This window comes from Amycolatopsis sp. NPDC051372, assembly GCF_040682095.1.
Lineage (GTDB): Bacteria > Actinomycetota > Actinomycetes > Mycobacteriales > Pseudonocardiaceae > Amycolatopsis.
Map to the genome: position 1 here is coordinate 78,503 of NZ_JBFBAF010000019.1, position 25,956 is coordinate 104,458.

At 69.1% G+C, this 25,956-nt stretch carries 22 protein-coding genes and 4 pseudogenes; 11 read left to right on the forward strand and 15 right to left on the reverse strand.

Annotation, left to right across the window (positions count from 1 at the left end; translation table 11 throughout):
* The first annotated feature begins 5 nt into the window (after positions 1-5).
* The 3 genes from AB0M56_RS27360 (at position 6) to AB0M56_RS27370 (ending at position 1,672) form a co-directional block, all read left to right on the forward strand.
* On the forward strand, positions 6-692 hold the full coding sequence (locus AB0M56_RS27360; protein ID WP_364180635.1) for a hypothetical protein: 687 nt from the start codon (positions 6-8) through the stop codon (positions 690-692).
* A gap of 157 nt (positions 693-849) precedes the next feature.
* Positions 850-1,200: a YbaB/EbfC family DNA-binding protein gene (locus AB0M56_RS27365; protein ID WP_364180888.1), complete on the forward strand. Its 351-nt coding sequence runs from the start codon at positions 850-852 to the stop codon at positions 1,198-1,200.
* Positions 1,184-1,672 (forward strand): YbaB/EbfC family nucleoid-associated protein, encoded by a 489-nt coding sequence (locus AB0M56_RS27370; RefSeq protein ID WP_364180637.1) that lies wholly within the window; start codon positions 1,184-1,186, stop codon positions 1,670-1,672. Before AB0M56_RS27365 ends, AB0M56_RS27370 begins: the two co-directional genes overlap by 17 nt.
* On the opposite strand, the gene AB0M56_RS27375 is transcribed toward AB0M56_RS27370, so the two are convergent.
* Positions 1,669-2,448, reverse strand: a complete 780-nt coding sequence (locus AB0M56_RS27375; protein WP_364180638.1) for a hypothetical protein — start codon at positions 2,446-2,448, stop codon at positions 1,669-1,671. The two genes, AB0M56_RS27370 and AB0M56_RS27375, sit on opposite strands and share 4 nt — an antisense overlap.
* 167 nt (positions 2,449-2,615) lie before the next feature.
* Here AB0M56_RS27375 and AB0M56_RS27380 point away from each other — a divergent pair, with 167 nt between their 5' ends.
* Together AB0M56_RS27380 and AB0M56_RS27385 are read left to right on the forward strand one after the other, a co-directional pair.
* Positions 2,616-4,460, forward strand: a complete 1,845-nt coding sequence (locus tag AB0M56_RS27380) for a glycoside hydrolase family 3 N-terminal domain-containing protein (RefSeq protein WP_364180640.1) — start codon at positions 2,616-2,618, stop codon at positions 4,458-4,460.
* Positions 4,461-4,527: 67 nt separating this feature from the next.
* Complete coding sequence (locus AB0M56_RS27385; protein ID WP_364180642.1) at positions 4,528-5,832, forward strand: RICIN domain-containing protein; 1,305 nt, start codon at positions 4,528-4,530, stop codon at positions 5,830-5,832.
* 88 nt (positions 5,833-5,920) lie between these two features.
* Here the strand turns inward: AB0M56_RS27385 and AB0M56_RS27390 are convergent, their stop codons facing one another.
* The 7 genes and pseudogenes from AB0M56_RS27390 to AB0M56_RS27420 form a co-directional block, all read right to left on the reverse strand.
* Complete coding sequence (locus AB0M56_RS27390; RefSeq protein WP_364180876.1) at positions 5,921-7,237, reverse strand: PepSY-associated TM helix domain-containing protein; 1,317 nt, start codon at positions 7,235-7,237, stop codon at positions 5,921-5,923.
* 52 nt (positions 7,238-7,289) lie between these two features.
* Entirely contained in the window at positions 7,290-8,156 is an 867-nt protein-coding gene (locus tag AB0M56_RS27395) for a hypothetical protein (protein WP_364180643.1), read from the reverse strand.
* Positions 8,157-8,201: 45 nt separating this feature from the next.
* A complete protein-coding gene (locus tag AB0M56_RS27400; RefSeq protein WP_364180645.1) occupies positions 8,202-8,546 on the reverse strand; it encodes a helix-turn-helix transcriptional regulator in 345 nt (114 codons plus the stop codon).
* Positions 8,547-8,648: 102 nt separating this feature from the next.
* Positions 8,649-10,727 (reverse strand): annotated as a pseudogene (locus tag AB0M56_RS27405) (DNA gyrase subunit A); the annotation flags it as partial.
* A 348-nt stretch (positions 10,728-11,075) separates the two neighbouring features.
* A pseudogene (locus AB0M56_RS27410) lies at positions 11,076-11,714 on the reverse strand (LAGLIDADG family homing endonuclease); the annotation flags it as partial.
* 12 nt (positions 11,715-11,726) lie between these two features.
* A pseudogene (locus tag AB0M56_RS27415) lies at positions 11,727-12,134 on the reverse strand (DNA gyrase subunit A); the annotation flags it as partial.
* A gap of 29 nt (positions 12,135-12,163) precedes the next feature.
* Positions 12,164-14,215, reverse strand: a complete 2,052-nt coding sequence (locus AB0M56_RS27420; protein ID WP_364180646.1) for a DNA topoisomerase IV subunit B — start codon at positions 14,213-14,215, stop codon at positions 12,164-12,166.
* Between the two features lie 304 nt (positions 14,216-14,519).
* On the opposite strand from AB0M56_RS27420, the gene AB0M56_RS27425 reads away from it, so the two are divergent.
* Both AB0M56_RS27425 and AB0M56_RS27430 read left to right on the forward strand, forming a co-directional pair.
* Positions 14,520-15,635 (forward strand): LLM class flavin-dependent oxidoreductase, encoded by a 1,116-nt coding sequence (locus AB0M56_RS27425; protein WP_364180647.1) that lies wholly within the window; start codon positions 14,520-14,522, stop codon positions 15,633-15,635.
* A 28-nt stretch (positions 15,636-15,663) separates the two neighbouring features.
* Positions 15,664-16,272 carry an FMN reductase gene (locus AB0M56_RS27430; protein WP_364180649.1) on the forward strand — a complete coding sequence of 203 codons (609 nt, stop codon included), beginning with the start codon at positions 15,664-15,666 and terminating at the stop codon, positions 16,270-16,272.
* 48 nt (positions 16,273-16,320) lie between these two features.
* On the opposite strand, the gene AB0M56_RS27435 is transcribed toward AB0M56_RS27430, so the two are convergent.
* Together AB0M56_RS27435 and AB0M56_RS27440 are read right to left on the reverse strand one after the other, a co-directional pair.
* Positions 16,321-17,553, reverse strand: coding sequence for an RNA polymerase sigma factor (locus AB0M56_RS27435; protein WP_364180879.1), 1,233 nt, complete (start codon positions 17,551-17,553; stop codon positions 16,321-16,323).
* A complete protein-coding gene (locus AB0M56_RS27440; protein WP_364180651.1) occupies positions 17,550-17,906 on the reverse strand; it encodes a YciI family protein in 357 nt (118 codons plus the stop codon). Before AB0M56_RS27440 ends, AB0M56_RS27435 begins: the two co-directional genes overlap by 4 nt.
* A gap of 165 nt (positions 17,907-18,071) precedes the next feature.
* Between AB0M56_RS27440 and AB0M56_RS27445 the strand changes: the two genes are divergently transcribed.
* The 4 genes and pseudogenes from AB0M56_RS27445 (at position 18,072) to AB0M56_RS27460 (ending at position 20,568) form a co-directional block, all read left to right on the forward strand.
* Positions 18,072-18,410: a metalloregulator ArsR/SmtB family transcription factor gene (locus AB0M56_RS27445; protein ID WP_364180653.1), complete on the forward strand. Its 339-nt coding sequence runs from the start codon at positions 18,072-18,074 to the stop codon at positions 18,408-18,410.
* Positions 18,407-18,832 (forward strand): SRPBCC domain-containing protein, encoded by a 426-nt coding sequence (locus AB0M56_RS27450; RefSeq protein WP_364180655.1) that lies wholly within the window; start codon positions 18,407-18,409, stop codon positions 18,830-18,832. The genes AB0M56_RS27445 and AB0M56_RS27450 overlap by 4 nt, the downstream gene beginning before the upstream one ends.
* A 138-nt stretch (positions 18,833-18,970) precedes the next feature.
* Positions 18,971-19,363: pseudogene (locus AB0M56_RS27455) on the forward strand (PGPGW domain-containing protein); the annotation flags it as partial.
* Positions 19,364-19,896: 533 nt separating this feature from the next.
* Positions 19,897-20,568: a TetR family transcriptional regulator gene (locus tag AB0M56_RS27460; protein ID WP_364180657.1), complete on the forward strand. Its 672-nt coding sequence runs from the start codon at positions 19,897-19,899 to the stop codon at positions 20,566-20,568.
* On the opposite strand, the gene AB0M56_RS27465 is transcribed toward AB0M56_RS27460, so the two are convergent.
* From AB0M56_RS27465 to AB0M56_RS27485, 5 genes are all read right to left on the reverse strand, one after another.
* Complete coding sequence (locus AB0M56_RS27465; protein WP_364180659.1) at positions 20,516-21,208, reverse strand: epimerase; 693 nt, start codon at positions 21,206-21,208, stop codon at positions 20,516-20,518. The genes AB0M56_RS27460 and AB0M56_RS27465 overlap by 53 nt on opposite strands.
* Positions 21,205-21,603: a carboxymuconolactone decarboxylase family protein gene (locus tag AB0M56_RS27470; protein WP_364180661.1), complete on the reverse strand. Its 399-nt coding sequence runs from the start codon at positions 21,601-21,603 to the stop codon at positions 21,205-21,207. The genes AB0M56_RS27465 and AB0M56_RS27470 overlap by 4 nt, the downstream gene beginning before the upstream one ends.
* A gap of 86 nt (positions 21,604-21,689) precedes the next feature.
* Positions 21,690-23,441 (reverse strand): sugar-binding domain-containing protein, encoded by a 1,752-nt coding sequence (locus AB0M56_RS27475; RefSeq protein WP_364180662.1) that lies wholly within the window; start codon positions 23,439-23,441, stop codon positions 21,690-21,692.
* Positions 23,442-23,504: 63 nt separating this feature from the next.
* Positions 23,505-24,110 (reverse strand): LysE family transporter, encoded by a 606-nt coding sequence (locus AB0M56_RS27480; RefSeq protein WP_364180882.1) that lies wholly within the window; start codon positions 24,108-24,110, stop codon positions 23,505-23,507.
* A gap of 275 nt (positions 24,111-24,385) precedes the next feature.
* Positions 24,386-25,516, reverse strand: coding sequence for an AAA family ATPase (locus tag AB0M56_RS27485; protein WP_364180664.1), 1,131 nt, complete (start codon positions 25,514-25,516; stop codon positions 24,386-24,388).
* Positions 25,517-25,956 lie beyond the last annotated feature (440 nt).

The window sequence follows — 25,956 nt, forward strand, 5'->3', positions numbered from 1 at the left end:
GGCACTTGGCGCTGCGGACGTCCGTCGGCCACGTCCGTGATCAAGCCGGTTCGCAGCGCTCTCAGCTCGCCGACTCCGCGTCCGGCTACACCGCCGATCGCGCGACCGCGACGTCGCAGCGCCTGGAGAAGGAGATCCAGGACCTGCTCGACGAGAGCGCCGAGATCGACAAGGCCGCGGCCGCGGCGGCCCAGACGCTGCACGTCGGCGAGATCCGCAACGACCAGGTGCGCGACCAGATCGTGCGGGAAATCGCGGCGTCGATGAAGGCACCGCAGGCTGTGAACGGAATCCAGCCGCCGGAGAGCCGCGCGGCCGCGGCCCGGCAGACCCTGCTGCGGCTGCAGACGAAGACCGGGCAGCTCACCGGGCAGGCGGCTACGTTCTCGGAACAGACGATCGACCAGCTGACCTCGTTGGGCCGGCAGCTGGGTGGGTCCGACGCGACCACCACCAGCTCGGCGTCTCACGTGCCGCAGTCGTTCAACAGCAACGGCTCGCACGCCGGCGGTGGCGGTGGTGGGTTTGGCGGGTTCGCCGGGAAGCCCCGGCCGCCGGTGGCGATCCCGCCGCAGCCGGGCACGGGCGTCGACATCAACCTGCCCAGCGGGCGGACGGTCAAGGCGCCCAACGAGACGGCCGCGAAAGCCGTGCGCGCCGCGTTGTCGCAGGTCGGCGTGCCGTACGTGTGAGGCGGCACCGCGCGCGGGCAGGGGCTGGACTGCAGTGGGTTGACCATGACGTCGTACCAGGCCGCGGGTTTGCAGCTGCCGCGCACGGCCCGGCAGCAGACTGTGGGCGCGGAGGTGCCGTCGATCGACCAGTGGGTGAGGTTCGTGGCTGAGTTCGATGTCGGTCTGGAAGCCGCGCGCATCGCGGACGCTTCCGCGCGCGCTGGTGTGGAGGCTTCGGGCGCGGTTCACGCGTTCGGGCCCGGTGGTGGGCAAGGCGGAATCGCACGGGGTTGCCGTGTCGGTGGCGCCCGGCGGTTTGCTGGTGGGCTTGGCGATTTCGCGCACCGCCTTGCGTTCCGGCTCGGACGCGCTGGGTTCGTTGATCATGGAGCTGTCCGGTCGAGCCACCCGACGTGCCGGTGACCGGATGAACGAGGTCCTTTCGCCGGTGCTGGAGGAGGACCAGCTGGCGTCGCTGGGGTACGAACGGCTCAGCGAGGATGATCCCGATGCCCAGTACTCGTGACCTGATCGACCAGGCCCGCGCCCGCGAGGCCGCGCTGTCCCAGGTCGCTGCTTTGATGGCGGACGCCCGCGGCTCGGCCCACGCCCTCGACGGCACGGTCGAGGCCACCGTCGACGCACTGGGCGCGTTGCGCCGCCTGTGGCTCGCGCCGTCGGTGATTGACGCGGACCCTGCGCGGCTCGCTGCCTTGATCCTCGAGGTGACGCGGCCGGCCATTGTCGAGGCCACACAGGACTGCTACGACAAAGTCGCGCTCCAGCTGGGTGAAGACGTCACCTGGCTGATCGAGCAGCTGTCCGGCCAACCGGCCCCGGCGCGCTCCCCGGACGACGACCCGGGCATGACGGTGGAACAATTCCAGCGGCTGCGCGCGGAACGCCTCGCCCCGCCGGCGCGGCGCACCTCGACCCGGCCACCGTCGAACGCCGAAGACGACGCCTACTTCGACCAGGCGTCACCCTGGTCGGACTAGGGCAGCTTCGCGCACAACGCGGCGGGGAACTTCGGCAGTGCGGCCCGGATTTCGGCGCAAGTCCCGGTTTTCGTGCCGGTTTCCAGCTTCCAGCCGCGTGGGTCCCACGAATAGACGATGCGCTGGATCGGCCCGGCACCGGGGACGCAGCTCGTGCCTTCGGCCGGGCAGTCGCCGACGTGGCGGTCGAGGTCGAGCACCAGCCAGCTGCCGTCGCACGCGAGCACCGTGCGCACGCCGTTGAGGTGCTTCACCGGCACGTCGAGGTCGAATACCGCGCGGTCCACCCACTGTCCGGCGCAGTGATCGGCGGGCGGGGTGCAGCCGAGGAACTTGTCGCAGCGGGCGAACGTGGTACCGGTGCGGTGCCAGGCCTCGGTGTTCAGCACGAGGGCGCGGTCGCCGAGCGGCGCCGCGAGCGTGAACGGCACTTCGGCCGGCTGCTTGGTGGGGCAGCCGCCATAGGCCTGGTTCGCCGAATCGAAGACCACGTTGACGTTCACGGCGGTGGCCAGCTCGTCCGGTGTTTCCGAGAGCGGTTCCACCCGCGGTGACCGCGAGCAGCCCGCGCCGCCGGCCGGCAGCGACACGTGGATCACGACCGAGGCCGGGTCCGCGCCCGGGCGGACACCGTCGACCGGTGCCGCCGTGGTGATCCAGTCCGGTGCCGCGGCTGGTGAGGTTTTCGGCGTCGCGCGCGTGAAGGTGTAAACGAGCGCACCGATCACCAGCACGGTGAGCACGATGAGTGCGGGCGCGACGAACTTCCGGGTCATGGTCCCTCCCCAGGCCGAGAGCCAGATTACCCGCTACCGCTGCATTGTTCGCCCTTTCGGCGGTCCCGGTCACCGGCAACCGGTTTGTTCGCAAGGTCTGGACCACTCGGGAAAGCTGTGTATTAATTCAAGGCGTGAAGTTTGGTCTCTCGACGAGGAGTAGCCGGATGCGCGTCGGTCGTTCGATCACGCTGGGGGTGCTGGCCGCGGCGTTGACGGTGAGCGCGCACGCGCCAGCGCTGGCCGGGAACCAGCCCGCCTACAAGGATGCGCGGCGGCCGGTTTCGGTGCGCGTGGCCGACTTGATGAAGCGCATGACTCTCGACGACAAGCTCGGCCAGATGATGCAGGCCGAGCGGCTCGGCGTGAAGTCACCCGCCGACGTGACCACGGCGCGGCTGGGCTCGCTGCTGTCGGGCGGGAGTTCGCAGCCCACGCCGAACACGCCGGTAACGTGGGCCGACATGTACGACGGCTTCCAGAAGGCCGCGCTGGCAACGCCGCTGGGCATCCCGCTGATCTACGGCGTCGACGCGGTGCACGGCCACAACGGCGTGTACGGCGCGACCGTGTTCCCGCACAACATCGGGCTCGGCGCGTCGCGCGATCCGAAGCTGGTGGAGAAGATCGGCCGCGCCACGGCGGAAGAGGTGTCCGGCACGGGCATCGACTGGGACTTCGCGCCGTGCCTGTGCGTCGCCCGCAACGATCGCTGGGGCCGCACGTACGAATCCTTCGGCGAGGTGCCGCAGCTCGCCACGGAGATGACGTCGATCATCACCGGGCTGCAAGGGCATTCGCTCGGCGGGCCGGCGTCTGTGCTGGCGACGGCCAAGCACTACGTGGGCGACGGCGGCACCACCGGCGGCGTCAACGAGGGCAACACGCAGCTCAGCGAGCAGGAGCTGCGTGCGATCCACCTGCCGCCGTTCAAGGAGGCGGTGAAGCGCGGAGTCGGCTCGGTGATGGTGAGCTACTCGAGCTGGAACGACGTGAAGCTGCACGCCAACAAATACCTCGTCACCGATGTCCTCAAGAAGGAGCTCGGGTTCGACGGCATCGTCGTCTCGGACTACAACGGCGTCGACAAGATCGACGGCCAGACCGGCTTCACGCCCGACGAGGTCGAGGCGTCGATCAACGCCGGCATCGACATGGTGATGGTGCCCTACGACTGGCAGAAGTTCATCGACACCCTGCGCTCCCTCGTGCAGGACGGCAAGGTGCCGATGTCCCGCATCGACGACGCCAACCGCCGCATCCTCACGAAGAAGTTCCAGCTGGGGCTTTTCGAACATCCGCTCACCGACCGGCGTTACCTCGGCACCATCGGAAGTCAGGAACACCGTAACCTCGCGCGCCAGGCGGTGCGGGAGTCACAGGTGCTGTTGAAGAACGAACACAACGTGTTGCCGCTCGACAAGAGCCACAACAAGGTCTTCGTGGCGGGCAAGAGCGCCGACGACATCGGCAACCAGGCCGGCGGCTGGACCGTCGGCTGGCAGGGCACGTCGGGACCGGTCATCCCGGGCACGACGATCCTGCAGGGCATCGAGAAGACCGTGAAGAAATCGTCCACCGTCACCTTCAGCAAGGACGGCAGCGGGATCGACAAGTCCTACGACGTCGCCGTCGCCGTGGTGGGGGAGACGCCGTACGCGGAGACGAAGGGCGACCGGCCGGGGGACATGGGCCTCGACGCCACCGACCTCGCGACGCTGCAGAAGCTGCACGACTCGGGCGTGCCGACGGTGGTCGTGCTCGTGTCGGGCCGTCCGCTGGACATCGCCAAGCAGCTGCCGGACTGGGCCGGCCTGATCGAATCGTGGCTGCCGGGCAGCGAAGGCCAGGGCGTGGCCGACGTGCTCTTCGGCGACTACAACCCGACCGCCAAGCTGCCGGTCACCTGGATGCGCAGCGCCGACCAGCAGCCGATCAACGTCGGCGACGGGAAGCCCGCGCTGTTCCCCTATGGCTACGGGCTGCGCTACCACCAGCGTTTCCCGTGGTGAAGAAGTAAAACCCTTCCTCCTCTCCTTTCCCCTCCCCCTGCCCCCCTCCCCACCGGAAGGACCATCCATGTTCGCCAAACGACGCCCGTTCGGGCTGGCCGGGAAAGCGCTGGTGTTCTTCACCGCGTGCCTCGGCCTCGCGTACGGTTCGCCCGCGCTCACGCCACAGGCCGCCGCGGCCACGCCGTTCAAAGTGCTCGCGTTCTACAGCGGCACCTACGACGCGGCGCACATCAGCTTCGAAAACGAAGCGCGCCCGTGGTTCCAGCAGCAGGCGGCGGCCAACGGCTACACGTTCACGGCCACCAACAACTGGAACCAGCTCACCTCGCTGACCACTTCGCAGGCCGCGGTGGTGATGTTCCTCGACGATCAGCCGCAGTCGCAGGCGCAGTTCGACGGGTTCAAGCGCTACATGGACTCCGGCGGCGGGTTCTTCGGCTTCCACGTGACGGCGTACAACGACAGCTCGTCGCCGTCGTATTCGAACTGGTTCCACAACGACTTCCTCGGCACCGGCCGCTTCGTCTCCAACTCGTGGGGCCCGACCGGTGAGACGTTGAAGATCGAGAACCGCACGCACCCGTCCACGGTGAACCTGCCGGCGACGATCCAGTCGTCGGTCAGCGAGTGGTACTCCTGGCAGAAGGATCTGCGCCAGAACCCGAACATCTCGATCCTGGCCTCGCTCGACCCGGGCACGTTCCCGGTCGGCGACGACCCGTCGCAGACGTGGTACAGCGGCTACTACCCGATCATGTGGACGAACAAGAGCTACAAGATGATCTACGCGAACTTCGGCCACAACAAGATGAACTACGACACGAACACCGCGCTGTCGTCGACGTTCGCCAGCCCCGACCAGAACCGCTTCGTGCTCGACGGCCTGCGCTGGCTCGGCGGCGCGACCGGTGACGGCGGCACCACGCCGCCCGCCGGTGGGATCTCGTCCAGCGCGTGGTACCCGGTGGTGAACAAGGCCACCGGCAAATGCGTCGACGCGGCCGCGGCGGGCACGACCAACGGCACCGTGGTGCAGCAGTACACCTGCAACGCCACCAACGCGCAGCAGTACCAGTTCCAGCCGACCAGCGACGGGTACGTGCGCGTGAACAACCGCGGCAACGCGGCGGAAGTGCTCGACGTCCAGGATGTGTCCACCGCGGACAACGCCGGCATTCAGCTGTGGTCCTACAGCAATGGCGCCAACCAGCAGTGGCTGCCGGTGTCCGAGGGCGGCGGCTACTACCACCTGACCGCGCGGCACAGCGGCAAGTGCCTGACGGTGCCGGGCGGCTCGACGGCCGACTCCGTGCGGCTCGTGCAGGCCACTTGCAACGGCGGGGCGGCACAGTCGTTCAAGATCGCTTGAGTTTTCGGTACGTGCCGGGTCCGCCTTGACGCGGCGGCTGACCCGGCTCCGGGGCCGCCTCGGGGTTTCCTGCCCCGGGGCGGCCTTTTCATGCCGGTCGCCAGGTGGTTTGCGCGCGGATCACGACGACGGCGAGCGCGAGGAGCGCGACGGCGATGACGACGGCGGCCCAGCGGTCTTGTTCGTTGGCGGCCCACGCCGTGGCGGCGGGGAGCAGGACGAGGGACGTCGCGAGATAGGCGAGGTGCGTGGCCGGTTCGGCGGGGCGGTCTCCGGTGCGGAGGCCGGTGACGTCGGCAATGGCCTGGACGACGAGGGCCAGCTCCACGACGGCGAGTGCCGGCAGTGCCCTTTCAGGGCGGTAGCGGCCGGCGAGCCCGGCGCCGAGCACGGCGAGCCCGCCGGCCACGCAGACCATCGTGGTGGCGAAGGCCAGTGTTTCGATCACGCCGTCGCCTGGCGTGGTTCTGTGTTCGCCGGTGTTTCGCGCGGTGTTTCCCGTTGTGCCCGGGCTTTGCGACGGCTGGGTGGCGTCGTGGCTGTCGACGTACACCGTGTGGTCGCCACCGAAGAACGCGCGAGCGCCGTAGGGCTGGTAGCCCTCACTGGCGATGGAGACGCTGTAGTAGCCGTCCTGCGGCGTGGTGAGGTACCTGATTTCGCCGGGGGTTTCGGCCAGCGCCGCCGCGGCCGCCCGGTCGATGCCGATCTCCCGGGTGCCGGGCGCGGCTGCGTTGGCGGTGAACGAGTACTTCTGCGGGTCGGCGGCCGTCCCGCCGGTGACCGCCAGCCACGCGTCCTTGACCGGCGGCAGGTAGAAGGCGGCGCCGGTGACGCCCCACATCAGCACGAACGGCACCGCGACGATGCCGATCACGTTGTGCAGGTCGTAGTCACGCGCGAAGCGGCCTTTGCCCGTGCGCACGCGGAAGCCGTGTGAGAAGCGCCGGAAGTCGGGCCACCACACGACGATGCCGGTGATCGCGAGCAGCACCATCAACAGCCAGAGCACGACCACGAGCAGCAGCCCCCAGTTCGTGCCGGGCGGCCAGGCGAACCCGATGGTCGGCACGGGTTTCGCGAGCCACGACACGTAGCCCGGATAGCCCTCGCACGTCAGGGCGCAGTCGTGGAGGTTCGCAAGGAACCCCATCACCCCGCTCTCGAGCCGGGTGCTCCCGTTGATGTGCCCGGTCCCGGGGTCGACGGCGTACGCCTCGGCGAAGTCCGGGTCACCGACCGCGATCACGCCGCCGTCGTTGCTCACCCACGCGGGGGAGAACTTCGGGTGTGCGGTAGCCACGAGGTCGCGCGCCTGCTGGAGGCTGATCGGGTGCTCGGTGGGCGTCTGGTGGTAGAAGTCGCTGTGCGTCGCGCGGAAGTACTCGCCGCGGTACAGCAGGATCGCCTTGCTTAACTCTCACGTAAAGGGTCGAGGTGAGCTCGGGGTGTGATGCTCAGGTGGTTTTGTGGGTCCGCCTTGTTCGGATGGCCAGTGCGGCGGCGGTGATGGCGAGGGCTCCGATCACTCCCCATGCGATCGGGACGAGGTGTCCGACGAGGCTTGGCACGGTAGCAAGCACGGCGATCATGACGATGGTCGCCGCGGCCAGCCAGGTCTCGCGTGCTGCCGGCCGTGCGATGGTCAGCAGCACGAGCCCGACGGCGATCGTCAGAACCCCGGCCACCGCGACTTCGTCCACGATTCCCAGCCACTGCACGGCAAACGCCACGACGGCGGTGATCCCGGTGGCAGCCAGCCACTGTCGTGTGTGGACGGTCACGGGCTTGGGATATCCGGCGATCGCCGCCAGTGTCGCGACTTGCAGCACGAGCTGGCCCCAATGGCCGGGAAGGGTCAGAAATGTGCCGATGGTCGCCGCCAGGGTGAACGCCGCGGCGAGTTTCCTCCGTCCAGTCAGCAGCGCGGCCAACGCGGGCAACCACAACAGCTCCGCCACAAGGGCAACCGTCGGCGCCTCCCGCACCAGCGGCGGCGGCCACGTGAGCCGGAGAACCCCGGTGATCAGCGCCGACGCGGCTTGGAACGCCACGCCCGCCAAGGCCAGCCGCCGGACGACTTCTCCGGCGAGCGCATAGCGGGTCGGCCCCTCGTCGCTCAACCGCAGCCGCACCGCCAGCGCGAGGACGCTCGCTGTCTCCCTGGCGTCCGGCCGTCCGTAGTCCAGCTCGAATTCAGGATCCTCGGAGTGTGTGGTCGTGGTTTCGAGGAACGTGGAGACCATGTCGTCCTCCCATGCCCGCCGGTAGTGCGCCGGCAACACCCGCGTGAGCCGGCGATACTTGAGTTCCAGGGGCTTCACGTCGTCACCTCCTTGCTGTGTTCCTCGGTTCCGGTTCGGCGCCGTTCACGAGGACCCCTCCCCGGCGAGACCCAGCCCCAACCGTCGGTGCGCCACCCGGGCGTTCGCCGCCTGTCGTTCGGCCTCCAGGGCCAGAGTGGTCCGCCCGTCGGGAGTCAGCCGGTAGTACCGCCGCAGTCGGCCGTTGATGACCTCGTCGTGGTCGGGTTCCACGAGGCCCTCGGTGGTCAGCCGGTCGAGGGCGCCGTACAGGGTGCCCACGCGCAGGGTGAGGCGGTCGGAAGACAGAGTCTTCACCTCGCCGACGATGCCGTACCCGTGGAGAGGGGCGTCGACGAGTGCGGTGAGGATGAAAAACGCCTGTTCGGACATGCTGCGCGGAGTGGCCACGGCTCCAATGTATCGTAGGGCGATATATAACGCATCGCACGATCGAGAGACACGAAAAAGCGGGGCACCCGCCACCTGGCAAGTGCCCCGCCGGAAGAGAACTCAGTCTCGCTCGATGGTGTGGCCCACGACGTCCGGGCCGGGGTGGGCGTGGCCGGAGCCGTCGCGGCGGAGGTCGACCTCGGGCAGCTCCACGGGGTCGCCGTTGCGGGCCGCGGCAGCGGGGCGCGGACCGATCCAGGCGACGGCCACCGAATCCTCGCCCTTGAGGAAGCGGTGGGCACGCACGCCGCCCGTGGCGCGGCCCTTCGCGGGGTACTCGCTGAACGGCGTGACCTTCACCGACTGGCCCGTGGCCGTGACGACCATGGGCTCGCCGTGGTCGTCGTCATCGGTGCGGACGGCGCCGAAGAAGACCACCGAAGCGCCGGCGCCCAAGTTGATGCCGGCCATGCCGCCGCCCTTCAGGCCCTGCGGCCGCACCAGGGACGCGGCGAAGCGCAGCAGCGACGCTTCGGACGACATGAACGCCAGCGTTTCCTCACCATCGGTGAGCCAGGTGGCGCCGACGATCTCGTCGCCTGCCTTGAGCGTGATGATCTCGAACTCGTCGGACCGCACCGGCCACTCCGGCGCGACCACCTTCACCACGCCGGCGCGCGTGCCGATCGCCAGGCCCGGCGAACCCGTCGCCTGCTCGCCCAGCGGGGCGACACCGACCACCGTCTCGCCCTTCTCCAACGGCACCAGCTCGCGCGCCGCCATGCCGCCGCGCAGGGAGACCGTGCCGGCCTGCTCGGGGAGCACCGGCAATGGCAGTACGTCCGTCTTGAACGCGCGCCCGCGGCTGGTCACCAGCAGCACCTGCCCGCGCGCGGTCGTGTGCACGATGGCGGACACGGCGTCGTGCTTCACTCGGCCGTTGCGTCGCCTGACCTCGGACGACTCCTCCGACTCCGCCGCCGTGCGGGCGACAAGGCCGGTGGCCGACAGGATGACCTGGCACGGGTCGTCGGTGACCTCCAGCGGCCCGGACGGCTTCGACGCCGCCAGCACCTCCTTGAGGTCACCGTCGATCAGCGCGGTGCGCCGCTCCGTCGGGAAGTCCTTCGCGATCTTCGCCAGCTCCGTCGACACGAGCTTCTTCAGCACCGACTCGTCGTCGAGGATCGTCGTCAGCTCGGCGATCTCCTCGCGCAGCCGCTCCTGCTCCGACTCCAGCTCCAGCCGGTCGTACTTGGTCAGGCGGCGCAGCGGCGTGTCCAGGATGTAGGTGGCCTGGATCTCCGAGAGCTTGAAGCGCGTCATCAGGCCGTCCTTGGCCGCCTGCGCGTTCTCGCTCTCGCGGATGAGCTTGATGACCTTGTCGATGTTCAGCAGCGCGATCAGCAGGCCGTCGACGAGGTGCAGCCGCTCTTCGCGCTTGCGGCGGCGGAACTTGGTGCGCCGCGTGACCACGTCGTAGCGGTGGCGGAGGAAGACCTCCAGCAGCTCCTTGAGCCCGAGCGTCTGCGGCTGACCGTCGACGAGCACCAGGTTGTTGATGCCGAACGACTGCTCCAGCGGCGTCAGCCGGTACAGGTCCGCCAACAGTGCCTGCGGGTTCACGCCGACCTTGCACTCGATCACCAGCCGCGTGCCGTTCTCGCGGTCGGTGAGGTCCTTGACGTCGGCGATGCCGGTGAGCCGCTTGGACTTGTTGACCTCGTCGGTGATCTTCTCGATCACCTTCTCCGGGCCCACCCCGTAGGGCAGCTCGACGACCGTGATCGCCTGCCGCCCGCGGCTGCCTTCCAGCGGCCCGGTCTCGACGTTCGCGCGCATCCGCACCACGCCGCGACCCGTCTCGTACGCGCGGCGCACCTCGTCCAGGCCGAGCAGTTTGCCGCCCGTCGGCAGGTCGGGGCCGGGCACGAACTCCATCAGCTTGTCGAGCGTCGCCGTCGGGTGCGTGATCAGCCACCGCGCCGCCGCGATGACCTCGCCGAGGTTGTGCGGGATCATGTTGGTCGCCATGCCGACCGCGATGCCGGACGTGCCGTTGACCAGCAGGTTCGGGAACGCCGCGGGCAGCACCGACGGCTCTTCGAGGGAACCGTCGTAGTTGGGCCGGAAGTCGACGGTGTCTTCACCGAGTTCGCCGACGAGCTGCATCGCCTCGGGCGACATGCGTGCTTCGGTGTTGTGGTTGACGAAGCCACCGGCGAGGAACGAGTGATCCTCCGTGACCACTCGAACCGAGTAGACCTCGGCCGGATCACAGGCCTCGACTTCGGTGATCTCCTCGAAGCGGTAACCCGAGTCCATGATCGGCAGGATCGTGGAGAGGACCTCTGTGTCCTTGATCCGGTCGATGATCCGGAGCCGCTCGGTCTCCCAGCGCTCCATGCGATCGAAGTCGACATCGCCACCGACGTAGTCCGCGACGAACGGCACCCGGTCGTCACTGAGCTGGTGCGCGTGCCGACCGAACTGCTCCAGTAGGCCCTGCAGGTCGGCGTGCTTGGTCTTCAGGAAGCCGATTCGTTCGGCGAACGCCTGGATCTCGCGCGGACCGGACACGACCAGCCGGTGCTCGACCGAACCGACGTTGCCGCGTTCGTGCGTGGCGATGACACCGAACTCGGCCAGCAGTTCCTGAATCTCCGATGCGAGCTGCTCGCTGCGGGTCGGGTATTCGACCGTGTACGCGCCACCGGCCTGTCGGCATTCCCCACCGCGCTCGAACAGGGCCATCAGGAATGCTCGTTTGACGCCGGGACCGCCGGCCCAGACCGACTCGGGCACGAACTCGGCATCAGCGGAGGCTAACTCGGCGGTGATGTGCTCATCGGCGGTCGGAACGACCTGCGTCCACGCGTTGCGAGCCAGGCACACCACGGTGCCCGGCTTGACCTCGTCGAGCTGGCGCCACTGGAACATCGGGACGCCCATGGGTGCCTCGAGACACAGCACCGGGTGGTTTTCGCTGCCCTGGATCGAGAACCCGGACTTCGTCGTAATGCGGACGGTGGGGTGCTCTCCGGAGTTGAAGACCTTGTCGACCCGGACCGCCTTGCCGTCCTTGTCGAGTACCTCGAAGTCGGCGTCGGCCTCGGAGTCGGCGGGCAGGTTCACCAGGTCGCCGATACGCGGGCTGGACCCATCGGCCAGCCGGACCCGAGTGTCGCCGGTGAGACAGTAGCGGCTTGCGGCCGGGCCGTCGTCCGGTGAACCGAAGTTGCCATGCCCGTCGATCAGCGGCACGTTGAGCGAGAAGTCCTGTGCCAGCCGCACCATGGCGTCGTAAATCGCCACGTCACCGTGTGGATGGTACTTGCCCATGACGTCGCCGACCACGCGCGACGACTTCACGTAAGCATGCGTCGGGCGGTAGCCGTTCTCGTTCATCGAGAACAAGATCCGCCGGTGCACCGGCTTCAACCCGTCCCGCGCATCAGGCAGCGCGCGCGAGTGGATGACCGAGTACGCGTACTCCAGGTACGAGTCTTCGATCTCCGTCTTGAGCGAGTTGTCGAAGACGTTGGCCCCGGCGGAGTCGAACGCGCTGGGATCGACCTTGGTGGTGGTGCCCTTGCGGCGTGCCACGGTAGAACTCCTTGGTAGCTAAGGAAAACTCAGACGTCGATGGCGTCGCGGTCGACGCGGTCGGAGGAGGCGACGAGCCAGTTGCGCCGGGGCTCGACCTTTTCGCCCATCAGCAGTTCGAGCGCGCTTTCGGCGGCTTCGGCGTCGTCCATGGTGATGCGGCGGACGGAGCGCGTGGAGGGGTTCATGGTGGTTTCCCACAGCTCGTCGGCGTCCATCTCGCCGAGGCCCTTGAACCGCGGCACCGGCGTGACGATGCTCTTGCCCGCCTTCTCCAGCTCCGCGAACTTCGTCTCCATCTCGCGCTGCGTGAAGGTGAAGTGCGTCTCCGGGTTGCGGCCCTTCGTCACGAGCTTGTGCAACGGCGGCATCGCCGCGTACAGCCGGCCGTCTTCGATCACGGGGCGCATGTACTTCGCGAACAGCGTGATCAGCAGTGTGCGGATGTGCGAGCCGTCGACATCGGCGTCGGCCATCAGGATCACGCGGCCGTAGCGCATCGTCGTGAGGTCGAACGTGCGGCCGGTGCCCGCGCCGAGCACCTGCACGATCGACGCGATCTCGGCGTTCTTCAGCGTGTCGCCCAGCGAGGCCTTCTGCACGTTGAGGATCTTGCCCCGCAGCGGCAGCAGCGCCTGGTACTCCGACACGCGCGCCATGCGGGCCGAACCCAAAGCGCTGTCGCCCTCGACGAGGAACAGTTCGCTGCGCGCGACACCGGTGGTGCGGCAATCGACGAGCTTCGGCGGCATCGCCGCGCCTTCGAGCGCGGTCTTGCGTCGCGCGGCGTCTTTCTGCTGCTTCTGAGTGAGCCGCACGCGCGCGGCGTCGACCACCTTCTGCAGCACGACCTTCGCCTCGGACTTGGTCCTGCGGTCGTCGACCCACGCCTTCACGTGCTTGTCGACGATGCCCTGGATCACGCGCGTGATGCCGGCCGTGGACAGCTCGTCCTTGGTCTGCGACGTGAACTGCGGCTCCGGCAGGCGCACGTGGATCACGGCGGTCATGCCTTCGAGCACGTCTTCGAGCGTCGGCGGGTCCTCCTTGGGCTTGAGCAGCCCGCGGGTCTTGCCGATCGCGTCCTGCAGCGCGCGCGTGACGGCGCGGTCGAAACCACGCCGGTGCGTGCCGCCGTGCACGTTGCGGATCGTGTTGGTGAAGCACTCCACCGTGCGCTCGTAGCCGGTGCCCCAGCGCAGCGCGACCTCCACCTCGGCGTGGCGCTCCACATTGGACTGCATCACGCCGTTGGCGTCGGCGGCGTTCTCCTTGTAGGTGCCCTCGCCGGTGATCACGAGGGTGCCGCACACCGGCTTTTCGCCCGACGGGGTGAGGAAGTCGACCATGTCCACCAGCCCGTGGGGGTAGTGGAAGGTCTCCTCGGTGATGGTGTCCTCGATGGCGGTGCGCAGCACGTACGTGACGCCGGGCACCAGGAACGCCGTGTTGCGCAGCTTCGCGCGCACGCCCTCGACGTCGAGCGACGCGCCCGTCTCGAAGTAGCGCGTGTCGTACCAGTACCGGATCGACGTGCCGCTGCGCTCGCCGCGCTTCATCTTGCCGACGAGGTTCAGGCCGGAATGCCGCGTGAACTTCGCCTTCGGGCCGGGCGCGTCGAACGTGCCGGGCACCCCGTGCGCGAACGACATCTGGTGCACCTTGCCGTCCTGCTTCACCGTGACGTCGAAGCGGTGCGACAACGCGTTGACCGCCGAGGCGCCCACGCCGTGGAGACCGCCGGACGTCTTGTACCCCGAACCGCCGAACTTGCCGCCGGCGTGCAGCCGCGTGAGCACGAGCTCGACGCCGGAAAGGCCCGATTTGGCGTGGACGCCAGTGGGGATGCCGCGCCCGTCGTCGTCGACCTGCACGCTGCCGTCGGCGTGGAGGGTGACGACGACGCGGGTGGCGTGGCCCGCCACACCCTCGTCGGTGGAGTTGTCGATGATCTCCGAGAACAAGTGGTTGATGCCACGGCTGTCGGTGGAGCCGATGTACATCCCGGGGCGCTTGCGGACGGCTTCGAGGCCCTCGAGGTGCGTGAGGTCGTCGGCCCCGTACAGAGTCTCAGCAGTCACGAGGTCGCTCTCCCGGATCTTGGCTCGCTGTACGGCGTTGTTCAGGCTGGTTGAGGCAGGCTGGGTGCCTGCGGACGGTGGCGTCCCGGGCAGGCCCCGAGCCGACACAGTACTGCAGGATATCCGCACACCCCGACAGCTTCCGCGCGCTCGGGCCCCGGTGTGGCGAGAGTCCCGTGGGTCAGGGGTACCGGCGGGGGAGTGCGCCGGGTCACGCGCACTGTCACCGTGGAATACTTCTTTCGCGCGAGCAGTTGTGCAGACAAGGAAGCAGCACCACGAACTACCCGGCTGAGGAGCGGTCATGCAGTTCGGAATCTTCTCGGTGGGCGACGTCACGACCGACCCCACCAACGGCACCACGCCGTCGGAGCACGAGCGCATCAAGGCGATGGTCCGGATCGCCCTCAAGGCCGAAGAGGTCGGCCTCGACGTGTTCGCGACCGGTGAGCACCACAACCCACCGTTCGTCCCCTCGTCGCCCACGACGATGCTGGGCTACATCGCCGCGCAGACGAAGACAATCACGCTGTCGACGTCCACGACGCTGATCACCACCAGCGACCCGGTGAAGATCGCCGAGGACTTCGCGATGCTGCAGCACCTGGCCGACGGTCGCGTGGACCTCATGCTGGGCCGCGGCAACACCGGCCCCGTGTACCCGTGGTTCGGGCAGGACATCCGCCAGGGCATCCCGCTCACGATCGAGAACTACGCCCTGCTGCGCCGCCTCTGGCGGGAAGAGGTCGTGGACTGGGAAGGCAAGTTCCGCACCCCGCTGCAGGGCTTCACTTCCACCCCGCGACCGCTGGACGACGTGCCCCCGTTCGTGTGGCACGGGTCCATCCGCAGCCCGGAGATCGCCGAGCTGGCCGCGTACTACGGAGACGGCTTCTTCGCCAACCACATCTTCTGGCCGACCTCGCACTACCAGCAGCTGATCGGCTTCTACCGCCAGCGTTACGAGCACTACGGCCACGGCAAGGCCGACCAGGCCATCGTCGGACTCGGCGGGCAGGCCTTCATCCGGCCGAAGTCGCAGGACGCGTGGAACGAGTTCCGGCCGTACTTCGACAACGCGCCGGTGTACGGGCACGGCCCCTCGATGGAGGACTTCACGTCGCAGACGCCGCTGACCGTCGGCAGCCCGCAGGAGGTCATCGACAAGACGCTGACCTTCCGCGAGAGCTTCGGCGACTACCAGCGCCAGCTGTTCCTCATGGACCACGCCGGGCTGCCGCTGAAGACCGTGCTGGAGCAGCTCGACCTGCTCGGCGAGCAGGTGGTGCCGGTGCTGCGCAAGGAGCTCGAGTCGATGCGCCCGGCGCACGTGCCCGACGCGCCGACCCACGAGTCGCTCAAGGCCGCGCGCGACGCTGAAGAAACCGCCGAAGAGCCTGCTGCAGAAACCCGCGTCTGAACCCCGTTTCGGAAAGAAGAAGGCAGAAATGACCGCACGCACCATCGCCGTGGTCACCGCCGGGCTGAGCCAGCCGTCGTCCACGCGGCTGCTGGCCGACCGGCTGGCGGACGCGACGCGCACCGCACTGGGCCCCGACACCGTGGTCGAGGTGATCGAGCTTCGTGACACCGCCGTGGACGTCACCAACAACCTGCTCACCGGTTTCCCCAGCCCGAAGCTGAAGGAAGTCATCGACACGGTGACGCACGCCGACGGTCTCATCGCCGTGACGCCGGTCTTCACCGCTTCGTACAGCGGGATGTTCAAGTCCTTCTTCGACGTCCTGGACAAGGAAGCGCTCGAAGGCAAGCCGGTGCTGATCGCCGCGACCGGTGGTACGGAACGGCATTCGCTCGTGCTGGACTTCGCGTTGCGGCCGCTCTTCGCTTACCTGCGCGCGATTCCCGTCGCGACAGGCGTGTATGCGGCTTCGTCGGACTGGGGCAGCGCGAGCGCGACCGGCTCGCTGCAGCGGCGCGTCGAGCGTGCGGCGGGCGAGCTGGCGGCGGCGGTCTCGGCCGCTCCCGAGGCGAAGGCTTCGGACGAGCTGACGTCGTTGCCGTTCGAGCAGCTGCTGGCCGGCGAGGGCTTTTAGCCGACGGTCCGTGAAGGGCACCTTGGAGGACTTCCCCCAAGGTGCCCTTCACGGCGTTTCGGGGGAGATTTCGCTCATGCGGCGGCGCAGGAAGCGGCGGTCGGCTTCGTTGCCGGCCAACGCGAGCGCCGCGCGGTACGCGTCCGCGGCTTCCTCGCGACGGCCGAGGCGGCGTAGCAGGTCGGCGCGCGTGGCGGGCAGCAGGTGGTAGTCGTCGAGGTCGCCCGCCATCGCGTCGACGAGCGCCAGGCCGGCGGCCGGGCCATCGGACATCGCGACTGCCACCGCGCGGTTGAGCTGCACGACCGGCGACGGCACGCGCTTCGCGAGTTCCCCGTACAGCGCGGCGATCTGCGGCCAGTCCGTGTCCGAAGCGGCGGGCGCGGCCGCGTGGCAGGCCGCGATTGCCGCCTGGAGCTGGTACGGGCCGGGCGAGCCGCGGTGCAGCGCCGTGTCCACGAGGGCGAGGCCTTCGTCGATCGCCGCTGCGTCCCACCGAGCGCGGTCTTGCTCTTCCAGCGTCACGAGTTCGCCGTCGTCGTCGAGCCGCGCGCCGCGGCGGGAGTGCTGGAGCAGCAGCAACGCCAGCAAGCCTTCGATCTCGGGCTCGTCGGGCATGAGCGTCAGCAGCGTCCGGGTGAGCCGGATGGCCTCGACGCAGAGGTCGTGGCGTGCGGGCGCGTCGCCGGCGGTCGCGGCGTAACCCTCGTTGAACAGCAGGTACAGCACTCCGAGTACGGCCGCCGTGCGTTCCGGCAGCAGGTGCGCGGGCGGCACGCGGTAGGGGATGCCGGCTTCGCGGATCTTGCGTTTCGTACGCACGAGCCGTTGCGACATCGCCTGCTCGCTCACGAGGAACGCGCGCGCGATCTCCGCCGTCGTCAGGCCGGCGAGCGTCCGCAGCGTGAGCGCGACGCGGCCGTCGAGCGGCAACGCCGGGTGGCAGCAGGTGAACATCAGCCGCAGCCGGTCGTCCCGCACGCCGCTGGGGTCGGCTTCGGGTTCCTCGGTCGGCGCCAGCGCGGCGACTTCACGTAGCTTCGCGGCTTCGGTCGCGCTGCGCTTGAGGCGGGTCAGGGCGTGGTTGCGCGCGGTGGTGGTGAGCCACGCCGCCGGCTTGGCCGGCACGCCGTCGCGCGGCCAACGTTCCAGCGCCCGCGCCATCGCCTCCTGCACGCACTCCTCGGCCAGGTCCCAGTCGCCCGTGAGCCGGATGAGCGTGGCCACCACCCGGCCGCCCTCCTCGCGGAAGGCGGCCGTGACGGCGGCTTCGGCGCTCAGGGCGTTTCTCCGGGCCAGAGCCAGAGCGGCCGGACCTCGATCGGCCCGAACCGCGCGGCCGGGTGCTTCGACGCGACCTCGACGGCTTCGTCGAGATCTTCGCATTCCAGCAGGTCGAAGCCGAGGATCTGCTCCTTCGTCTCGGCGAACGGCCCGTCGGACAGCAGCACCTCGCCGTTTTCGACGCGCACGGTGGTCGCCATGCTCACCGGCCGCAACCGGTTGCCGGTCACCCGGACGCCACGTTCGTCCATCTCCTTCACCCACGCTTCGGTGGCGGGGTCCATGGGGTCGTCGGGCAGCGGCCGGGATTCGTCGTGGCTCCGTCCGCAGATCAACATCATGTAGCGCATCGGTTGGCCCCTTCTCTCTGGTGATTTCCTACCGCGCCGAGGGCGTTCGGTCGAGGCGGTTCGTCACTGCGACCACCGGAGCCGGCGCGGACCGACACGGTCGGCCGAAGTTTTTAGTTAAGCATCTACTTGACTATTGGGCGCGGCGAGCGCATGGTTAAGCACATGGTTGACCATCAGCTCGACCGGGTGTTCCAGGCACTCGCCGACGGGACCCGGCGCGAGCTCGTGGCGCGGCTGGTCACCGGACCCGCCGCGGTGAAGGAGCTGGCGCAACCGTTTGCGATGTCGCTGCCTGCCGTGATGCAGCACCTGCGGGTGCTCGAGTCGTGCGGGCTGGTGGCCTCGGAGAAGGCCGGTCGTGTGCGCACGTACCGGCTGGAGCCGGCGGGCCTGCGCCTGGCCGAGCAGTGGCTGGGCGAGCAGCGCACCGGCTGGGAACACCGGCTCGACCGTCTCGGTGGCTTTCTGACCACCGACCGACAGGAAGGGAACACGTCATGACCGACGTCAAACATTCCACGTTCACTCTCGAACGCCGTTACCCCGCGCCGCCCGCGCGCGTGTTCGCCGCATGGGCGGATCCGGCCGCGAAGGCGAGCTGGTTCGGTGCCGGTGAGCACTCGCTGGACTTCCGGGTCGGCGGCCGCGAGACCAACAGTGCCGGAGACCTCTCGTTCACGGCCGAGTACCACGACATCGTCGACGGCGAGCGGATCGTCTACGCCGGGGCGCTCAGCGGTCCGGCCGGCCTCGCCACGGTGTCGGTCACCACAGTGGAGCTGGTCCCGGACGGCGCCGGCACGCGGTTGGTGCTCACCGAACAGGGCACGTTCCTCGACGGACACGAGGAGCCGGCGTGGCGCGAGCAGGGCACGGGTGACTGGCTCGACAAACTCGGCGCGCACCTCGGCGCGCAGGCCTGATACCGGTTCGGGACCGCAGCCGGTTTTGCGGTCGGTCCACTTCGGACGTGTGCGCCGATCCCGGGGTGATCCGGAGTTTCTCCGGGCGCCCGGTCCGTGAGCCAGGCACACTGGCTGAAACGGACAGGAGGGGGCCGCGTGGAACTCGGCAAACCGGTGAAGCAGGCGATCGCCGCGGTGGTGGGCGGCGTGCTGGTCCTCGTCGGGATCGCGTTGCTGGTGCTGCCGGGACCCGGATTGCTGCTGGTGCTCGCGGGACTGGTGGTGCTGACCTCGCAGTTCCCGGCGCTGGAACGGTTCGTCGACCCGGTGCGCACGCGGGCGATGAAGGCCGCCGAGGACAGCGTGGCCTCGCCGCTGCGGATCGCGGGTTCCGTGCTCGCCGGCCTGGCGCTCTTCGCCGCCGGCATCGTATGGGGCACCCTCGACTGGCTGCCGTTCAGCGGCTGGAGCACCGGGTCGAGCATCATCCTCTCCGGCGTCATCCTGTTCGCCCTGCTCATCTGGAGCTACCGACGGGTCAAGTCCCGTGAGGGGGAGGCGCTCGCGTCGCCCGCCGGGCAGAATCCGGGTATGACCACTTCGGACTCCCCGCAGGTGCCGGCCGCGATCCAGCAGTTCGTGGACGCCACCAACAAGGCCGACGCCAAGAGCTTCGTCGACGCCTTCACCTCCGACGCGTTCCTCGAGGACTGGGGACGCAAGTTCCACGGCCATGAAGGCGTGCTGAGCTGGAACGAAACCGACAACATCGGGGTCGGGGCGAACTTCATCGTGAAGGGCATCAAGCCTGGCAAGGGCGAGGACAACTACGTCCTTACGCTCGGCGTGAAGAGCAACCGCTTCAACGGCACCGGCACGATGACGATCGACCTGCGCGACGGCAAGATCGCCAGCCTCGTCATCTCCTGACCCGGGCTCGCGGGCGTTCGGGAAGCCGGACGTCCGCGGGTCCGTGGGACATGGGCCACAGCGTTCTGCTCAAGAGGCCGGTGGTTCTTCAGCGTCTGCCCGCGGGCCATCTCGGCGGGTTAACAGACTGCTGGGCTGCTAACCTCGGGCCCGTGAGCACCGGTTTCCAGCGCGCCCGCCGCCCCGAGCAGGTCGAGGCCCGGCGCGCCACGATCCTCGCGACGGCCACGGCGATGCTGCGCGAACGGCCGGTCGCCGACATCAGCCTGCGTGAGCTGAGCGATCGCGTCGGCCTCGCGAAGTCCAACGTGCTGCGCTACTTCGACAGCCGCGAAGCGATCTTCCTCGAGGTGCTCGACGAGGTGTGGCGGCGGTGGCTGGACGTCGCCGCGCGGGCGCTCACCGTCGTGTCGGTCGATGGCCCCGGCTTCGTGCGCGAGGAACGCGTGGCCGCGACGATCGCCCGCACGCTGCAGGAAGACCGGCTGCTGTGCGAGCTGGTCAGCTCCATGGCGTCGGTGCTGGAACGCAACATCTCCGTGGACACCGCGCGCAGCTTCAAACACCGCGCGGCCGCCAACATCGACCGGCTGGCCGGGTTGGTGCGCGACGAAGTCCCGGAACTCTCACACACCGGCGCCGCGCACTTCGCGGGCGCGGTGTTCGTGATCGTCGCCGGCCTGTGGCCCTACGCCAACCCGACCGAGGCGGTCGCCACGGCCAGCGCGGAAATGGGCGTGGCCCCCGGCGCCGACCTGTTCGCGGAGAACCTCACCGAGGGCCTGGCGAACCTCCTGGCCGGTCTCGTCGCCCGACGTCGTTGAGGTCGCGTGACTCCAGGATCCGCCGGGGGTAGCCGTCGGCCGCGACCGAGATCATCGCGCGCCCGAGCACCTCGGTCGTGATGAACACCGCCGGAAACCGTTGGAGCAACGGGAAAAGCGGCGTCGTGACGCGGTAGATCCCGCGGTACAGCGGCGTTTTCGACGTGATGCCGTGCTGTGGCTGGATGAAGCCGGGCCGGAACGCGTACGCGTCGAGCGGCAGCCGGGCCAGGGCGTTCTCCGTGGCGCCCTTCACCCGCGCCCACCGCACGCGGCCGCGTTCCGTGCTGTCGGTGCCGGCGCCCGAGACGTAGAGGAAGGTCGCGTTCGGCCGCGCTTGCGCGTAGGTGCGGGCGACGGAAAGGGTGAGAGCGTAGGTGATCCGCTCGTACTCCGGCGCCGGCATCCCGGCCGACGAGACCCCGAGGCAGAAGAAGCACGCGTCATATTCCGCGAGCTGCTCGGCGTGTGGGCTCAGGTCGCCGAGATCGTCGGGCACCAGCTCGGTCAGCTTCGAGTGCCGGTCGCCGGTCGCTGTCCGTCCGACGGTCAGCACTCGCTCCACGCGACCGTCCAGCAGGCACTCCCGCAGCGCGCCCTGGCCGACCATCCCGGTCGCCCCGAACAGGACGACCTTCACGCTTCACCCACCGGCAGTAGTCCGCGCTCGCCGAAGACCTTCTTCGCCACGGCGGTCGCGTTGAGCGCCTTGGGGAACCCGCAGTACCCCGCCGACTGCAGCAGCGCCTCGACGATCTCCGCGGGCGTCAGGCCGACGTTCAGCGCCGTCCCGATGTGTAGCTCCAGCTGCGGCTCGCACCCGCCCATCGCGGTCAGCATGCCGATCGTCAGCAGCTGCCGGTCGCGCGGCCCGAGCGCCGGCCGCGAGTAGATCTCCCCGAACCCCCACGACACGATCTGCCGCGCCAGGTCGGGCGCGATGTCGCCCAGCCCGTCCAGCACCTTCTGGGCGCTGCCTTCGTTCACGGCGTTCATGGTCTCGAGGCCGAGTGCGTAACGCTCTTCTTCGGTCATGCTCCGACCGTATGGGATCCGGTGCGGGGAAGGCCGCCGAACGGCCTTCCCCGCACCGGATCGCTGGTGTGCGGGCCGATCGGGGGTCAAGTCGCGGCGGATCGCACGGCGAGGTTCGCCCGACGGGCCACCGCGAAGTCGAGCTTGCGGACGCGGCGGTCGTAGGTGAGGAAGCCGTTGACTTCCTTCTCGACGTCGGTGAGCTGCGTGTAGACGGCGGCGGAGAGGCCGCGGCGGACCTCGGTGGCGAGCTGGTGCTGGTGCTCGACGTAACGCCTGGTCAGAGTTGCGCTGTCGGGTTCCAGCTCGTAGGCGAAGCTGCCTGACGGGTCGAACTCGTGGCCGTGGACTTTGAGGCCCAGGCCGCCGTACTCGCCGTCGACGGTGGCGCGGAGCAGGTCCGGCGGTGGGGTGCCGGGGCCGGGGTAGGTGTGGTCGTCGAGGAGGTCGCCGTGGCCGGTGTCGGGCTGGGAGCGGCAGCAGTTGACGCCGGATTCGGCGTCGACCAGGCGCGTGGTGTCCCAGGCGGCGACCTCGTCGGCGACGCGGGCGACGTCGAAGTCGCCCCAGCCCTCGTTGAAGGGGACCCACGTGACGATGGAGGGGAACGAGCGGTGCTGGTCGATCACGCGGTGCAGCTCGGCCTCGAAGTTCGCGCGGGCCTGAGGTGTCGGGGTGACGTTCTCCGTCATCGCCGGCATGTCCTGCCAGACGAGGAGGCCGAGGCGGTCGGCGTGGTAGTACCAGCGGTCGGGTTCGACCTTGAGGTGCTTGCGGACCATGGTGAAGCCGAGGGCCTTTTCCTGTTGTAGATCGAATTCCAGGGCGGCGTCGGTGGGGGCGGTGTAGAGGCCGTCGGGCCAGAAGCCCTGGTCGAGCGGACCGAGCTGGACGAACCGCTTGCCGTTGAAGAGGATGCGGTGGTTTTCGACCGTGATGGAGCGCAGGCCGAAGTAGGAGCCGACGGTGTCTCCTGTGGACAATGTGACGCGGAGGTCGTAGAGGAACGGGTCGCCGGGCGACCACAGGTGGGGGTGGGGGAGGGTGATCGTGGTGGGGTGGCCGGCGGTGCCCTCGGCTCGGGCGACGACGTGGCCGTGGTCGGAGGCGGTGGCTCGGAAGGGGGTGCCGTCGGCGCCTTGGACGGTGAGGGTGGCCTCGCCGGTTGTGGTGTTCGAAGTGGTGTCCACGCGCGTGATGTGCACGGGCGCCACCGGTTCCAGCCAGACCGTCTGCCAGATTCCGGACGACGCGGTGTAGAAGACTCCGGCGCCTGGCGCGCGTTGTTTGCCGAGCGGCTGCCCATTGCCGGTCGCGTCCGTGACGCCGACGACGAGTTCCTGCGGGCCGGTGGTCAGGGTGTCAGTGATGTCGGCGGTGAAGGAGTCGTAGCCGCCGGTGTGGTGGGTGACTTCGCGGCCGTTGACGTAGACGGCGGTGTCGTGGTCGACGGCCTGGAAGTGCAGCAGGATTCGTTGGGAGCGCCAGGATTCCGGGACGTCGAAGGTGCGGCGGTACCACATGCGAGTCTCGTGGCGCATGATGCCGGACAGCGCCGATTCGACGGGGTAGGGGACGAGGATCCGTTCCGGCAGCTGCCGTCCGAAGGGTGGTCCGGGGGTCCCGGTCTCGAACTCCCAGACTCCGTTGAGGTTCTGCCATTCGTCGCGCGTCAGCTGCGGGCGCGGGTACTCCGGCAACGCGTTGGTGGGGGAGACGGCGTCCGTCCACGGTGTACTCAACGGTGGCGTCTGCCGGTGCCACTGCGGCTGCGCGACCGGGGTCACGCCGGAAAGTCCGAACAGCAGCACCGCGAGCACTACGGCAGGACGCACCATCGTCGGAACCTCCGGTTCACTTGATGATCATCTCTACCGGCTGCCGGCGCGGATGTAAATCGCTCAGTACGGCACGACCAGCCGGATGGCCAGCACGACGATCACGACGCTCGATGCCAGCGCGGTCCCCAACCGCCCGCGACGCCCGGCGAGTACGCGGCCCAGCAACACCCCGCCGCCCGCGAGCAGCAGCTGCCAACTCGCCGACGCGACGAACGCGGCCAGCGCGAACACCGTGCCCGTCGCTGTACCGCCGACCACGAGGGCCGTGAAGTACACGATCGTTGCCGGATTCAGCAAAGTGAGGCCGAGGAAACTCACGTACGCGCGCGCTGGTCCCGGCGGCGCGGCCTCGGCTTCGGGCGTTGCGCCGGCGCGGTACCTCCGCCACCCGCCCACCGCGGTGTGCGTCGCGAGCGCCACGAGCACCACCACGGACGCCCACCGCAACGGCCCCGCGACCGGCGCCAGTACCGGCGCGAGCGCCGCCCCACCGCTCACCGCGACGACGGCGTAGACACCATCCGCACTGGCCACTCCGAGCGCCGCCGCCGCGGCGACCCGCGGCGACGTCCGCGCCGCCAGCCCCACCAGCACCGCCCCGACCGCTCCCACCGGCACGGCGATCCCGTACCCCGCGAGCGCCCCGGCGACCACCGCCGCCGTCACGACCGCGCCCGACCACGCCCCCGTGGCTCGCACTGCTGCCCACGCCGCACCCGGGCAGGGGCGATCGGCGTGCGGTGCGGTGTGGTGGTCGTGGTCATGTCCGGAAGCCTGACCGCGGACGGGTCGGTGGGCAACCGATTTTCACCGCGCAGGGCCACGACAGCACCGGCGCCTGCCGAGTCCGCAAAGGACGCGGCACCGAGAGTGGCGCTGGGTCCTGCGCCGGTCGGAGATCGTTGCCCGGGTGGGTTTTCGCGGCTGGGTGGCCGGCGAGCTCACCGTTTCGGCCAGTGCCACGAAGGCCGATCCAGCCTCCCCTGTCCGGAAAGGACAGTCGCCCCGAAGTCCTTTTCCAATTCCAGCAAAGCCGCGCCCGTCGATTCCAATGCCCGGACCAGCGGTTGCGAGTGCGATACCACCACCAGCTGCGTCCGGCGGGCCGCCCGGGTGATCAACGCCGCCAACGCCGGCAGCAGCTCCGGGTGCAGGCTCGTCTCGGGTTCGTTCAGCACCAGCAACTCCGGCGGCCGCGGGCTCAACAACGCGGCGACCCACAGCAGATACCGCAACGTCCCATCCGAAAGCTCGGCCGCGGTGAGCGGCCGAAGCAGCCCGTGCTGCTGAAACCGCAGCTCGAACCGGCCATCGGCCGACGTGATCTCGACCGTGGCCCGCGGAAAGGCGTCCTGAACGGCGGACGCCAACGCGTCGGCATCACCCGATTCCTGGATCGTCCGCAACGCCGCTGCGAGGTCGGCGCCGTCGTGGTCGAGGACGGGGGTGCGGGTGCCGATGCGGGATTCGCGGGCCGGGGCGGTGGCGTCGGTGCGGAAGTGGTCGTAGAAGCGCCACGCGCGGATGCGTTCGCGCAGCAGGAGGAGCTCCGGGGCGGGGAAGGAGCTCAGCATGCTGTCCGTCAGCCCGATGGACTGCGGTTCGGAAGGCCAGGCGCCGCTCGTGTCGCGGACGCGCAGGGTGGGGCCCGCGCGGTCGGCGAGCAGGGTACGCGGAGAAAAAACGGGGCCGGACCACACGCACTCGCGCTTGAACTCCGGGTCGAGGGAGAACATCGAGGTACCCGGGATCGGCAGGCCCAGGTCCAGCGCGTAGCCGAACTCGTCACCCGAGAACCCCAGCCGCAGGCCGACCGGCTGGGTGCGGCGCGTGCCCTGCACGGGAGAGCGCCCGGAACGGACCGCGCGCCCGATCGCCTCCGGGCCCGCCCACAGCGTGGAGGGCAGGCCGCCTTCGCGGGCCAGCGCGGCGACGGCGCCGTTGTGCGCGGCGTCGGCCAGCAGGCGCAGGGCGCGGTAGAGGCTCGACTTCCCGCTCCCGTTGGCGCCGGTCACCACGGTCAGCTCCGACAGGGGCAGCACCAGATCACGCAACGACCGGTAGTTCTCCACGGCAAGGGTTTCAGCACGCGGCCGACGCTATCCGGCCGCACCGACAGATAACGATCGTGACTACGAAGCTCCCGACCCCGGGTGCTCTCACCTGCAGCTCTCACCGTCAGTTGTCAAATTAATTCTGTCCGTGTTCGCGGCCACTGGACTCCGAGCCCTATTCGTCAGATCTTTGTCCGCGACCTCGTTGACACCGCCGAAGCGCGAGGTGAGAATCTCGTTTCACATATCCTATAGGATCTTCGGTCCGAAAGAGGTGTCGGTGGTGGCAGCGGGGCGAAAGGTCGTGGTCCCGGGACACGGGACGGCGATCTGTCACCGTCGCACACCCGGGAGTGCTTCGCGAAGAACGCCGTCAACGAGTGACTTTCCGCGCCAGGACCTCCGATGTCTGGGCGCGCACAGCGACTGAAGCCCACCCCCGAAGTGGCTGAAGTCAG

What these genes read in the sequence shown, in the direction of transcription:
- AB0M56_RS27365 (WP_364180888.1), top strand. Translation starts at nt 850, where the DNA reads ATGTCGGTCTGGAAGCCGCGCGCATCGCGGACGCTTCCGCGCGCGCTG.
- AB0M56_RS27370 (WP_364180637.1), top strand. Translation starts at nt 1,184, where the DNA reads ATGCCCAGTACTCGTGACCTGATCGACCAGGCCCGCGCCCGCGAGGCC.
- AB0M56_RS27375 (WP_364180638.1), bottom strand. Translation starts at nt 2,448, where the DNA reads ATGACCCGGAAGTTCGTCGCGCCCGCACTCATCGTGCTCACCGTGCTG.
- AB0M56_RS27380 (WP_364180640.1), top strand. Translation starts at nt 2,616, where the DNA reads ATGCGCGTCGGTCGTTCGATCACGCTGGGGGTGCTGGCCGCGGCGTTG.
- AB0M56_RS27385 (WP_364180642.1), top strand. Translation starts at nt 4,528, where the DNA reads ATGTTCGCCAAACGACGCCCGTTCGGGCTGGCCGGGAAAGCGCTGGTG.
- AB0M56_RS27425 (WP_364180647.1), top strand. Translation starts at nt 14,520, where the DNA reads ATGCAGTTCGGAATCTTCTCGGTGGGCGACGTCACGACCGACCCCACC.
- AB0M56_RS27430 (WP_364180649.1), top strand. Translation starts at nt 15,664, where the DNA reads ATGACCGCACGCACCATCGCCGTGGTCACCGCCGGGCTGAGCCAGCCG.
- AB0M56_RS27440 (WP_364180651.1), bottom strand. Translation starts at nt 17,906, where the DNA reads ATGCGCTACATGATGTTGATCTGCGGACGGAGCCACGACGAATCCCGG.
- AB0M56_RS27445 (WP_364180653.1), top strand. Translation starts at nt 18,072, where the DNA reads ATGGTTGACCATCAGCTCGACCGGGTGTTCCAGGCACTCGCCGACGGG.
- AB0M56_RS27450 (WP_364180655.1), top strand. Translation starts at nt 18,407, where the DNA reads ATGACCGACGTCAAACATTCCACGTTCACTCTCGAACGCCGTTACCCC.
- AB0M56_RS27470 (WP_364180661.1), bottom strand. Translation starts at nt 21,603, where the DNA reads ATGACCGAAGAAGAGCGTTACGCACTCGGCCTCGAGACCATGAACGCC.
- AB0M56_RS27475 (WP_364180662.1), bottom strand. Translation starts at nt 23,441, where the DNA reads ATGGTGCGTCCTGCCGTAGTGCTCGCGGTGCTGCTGTTCGGACTTTCC.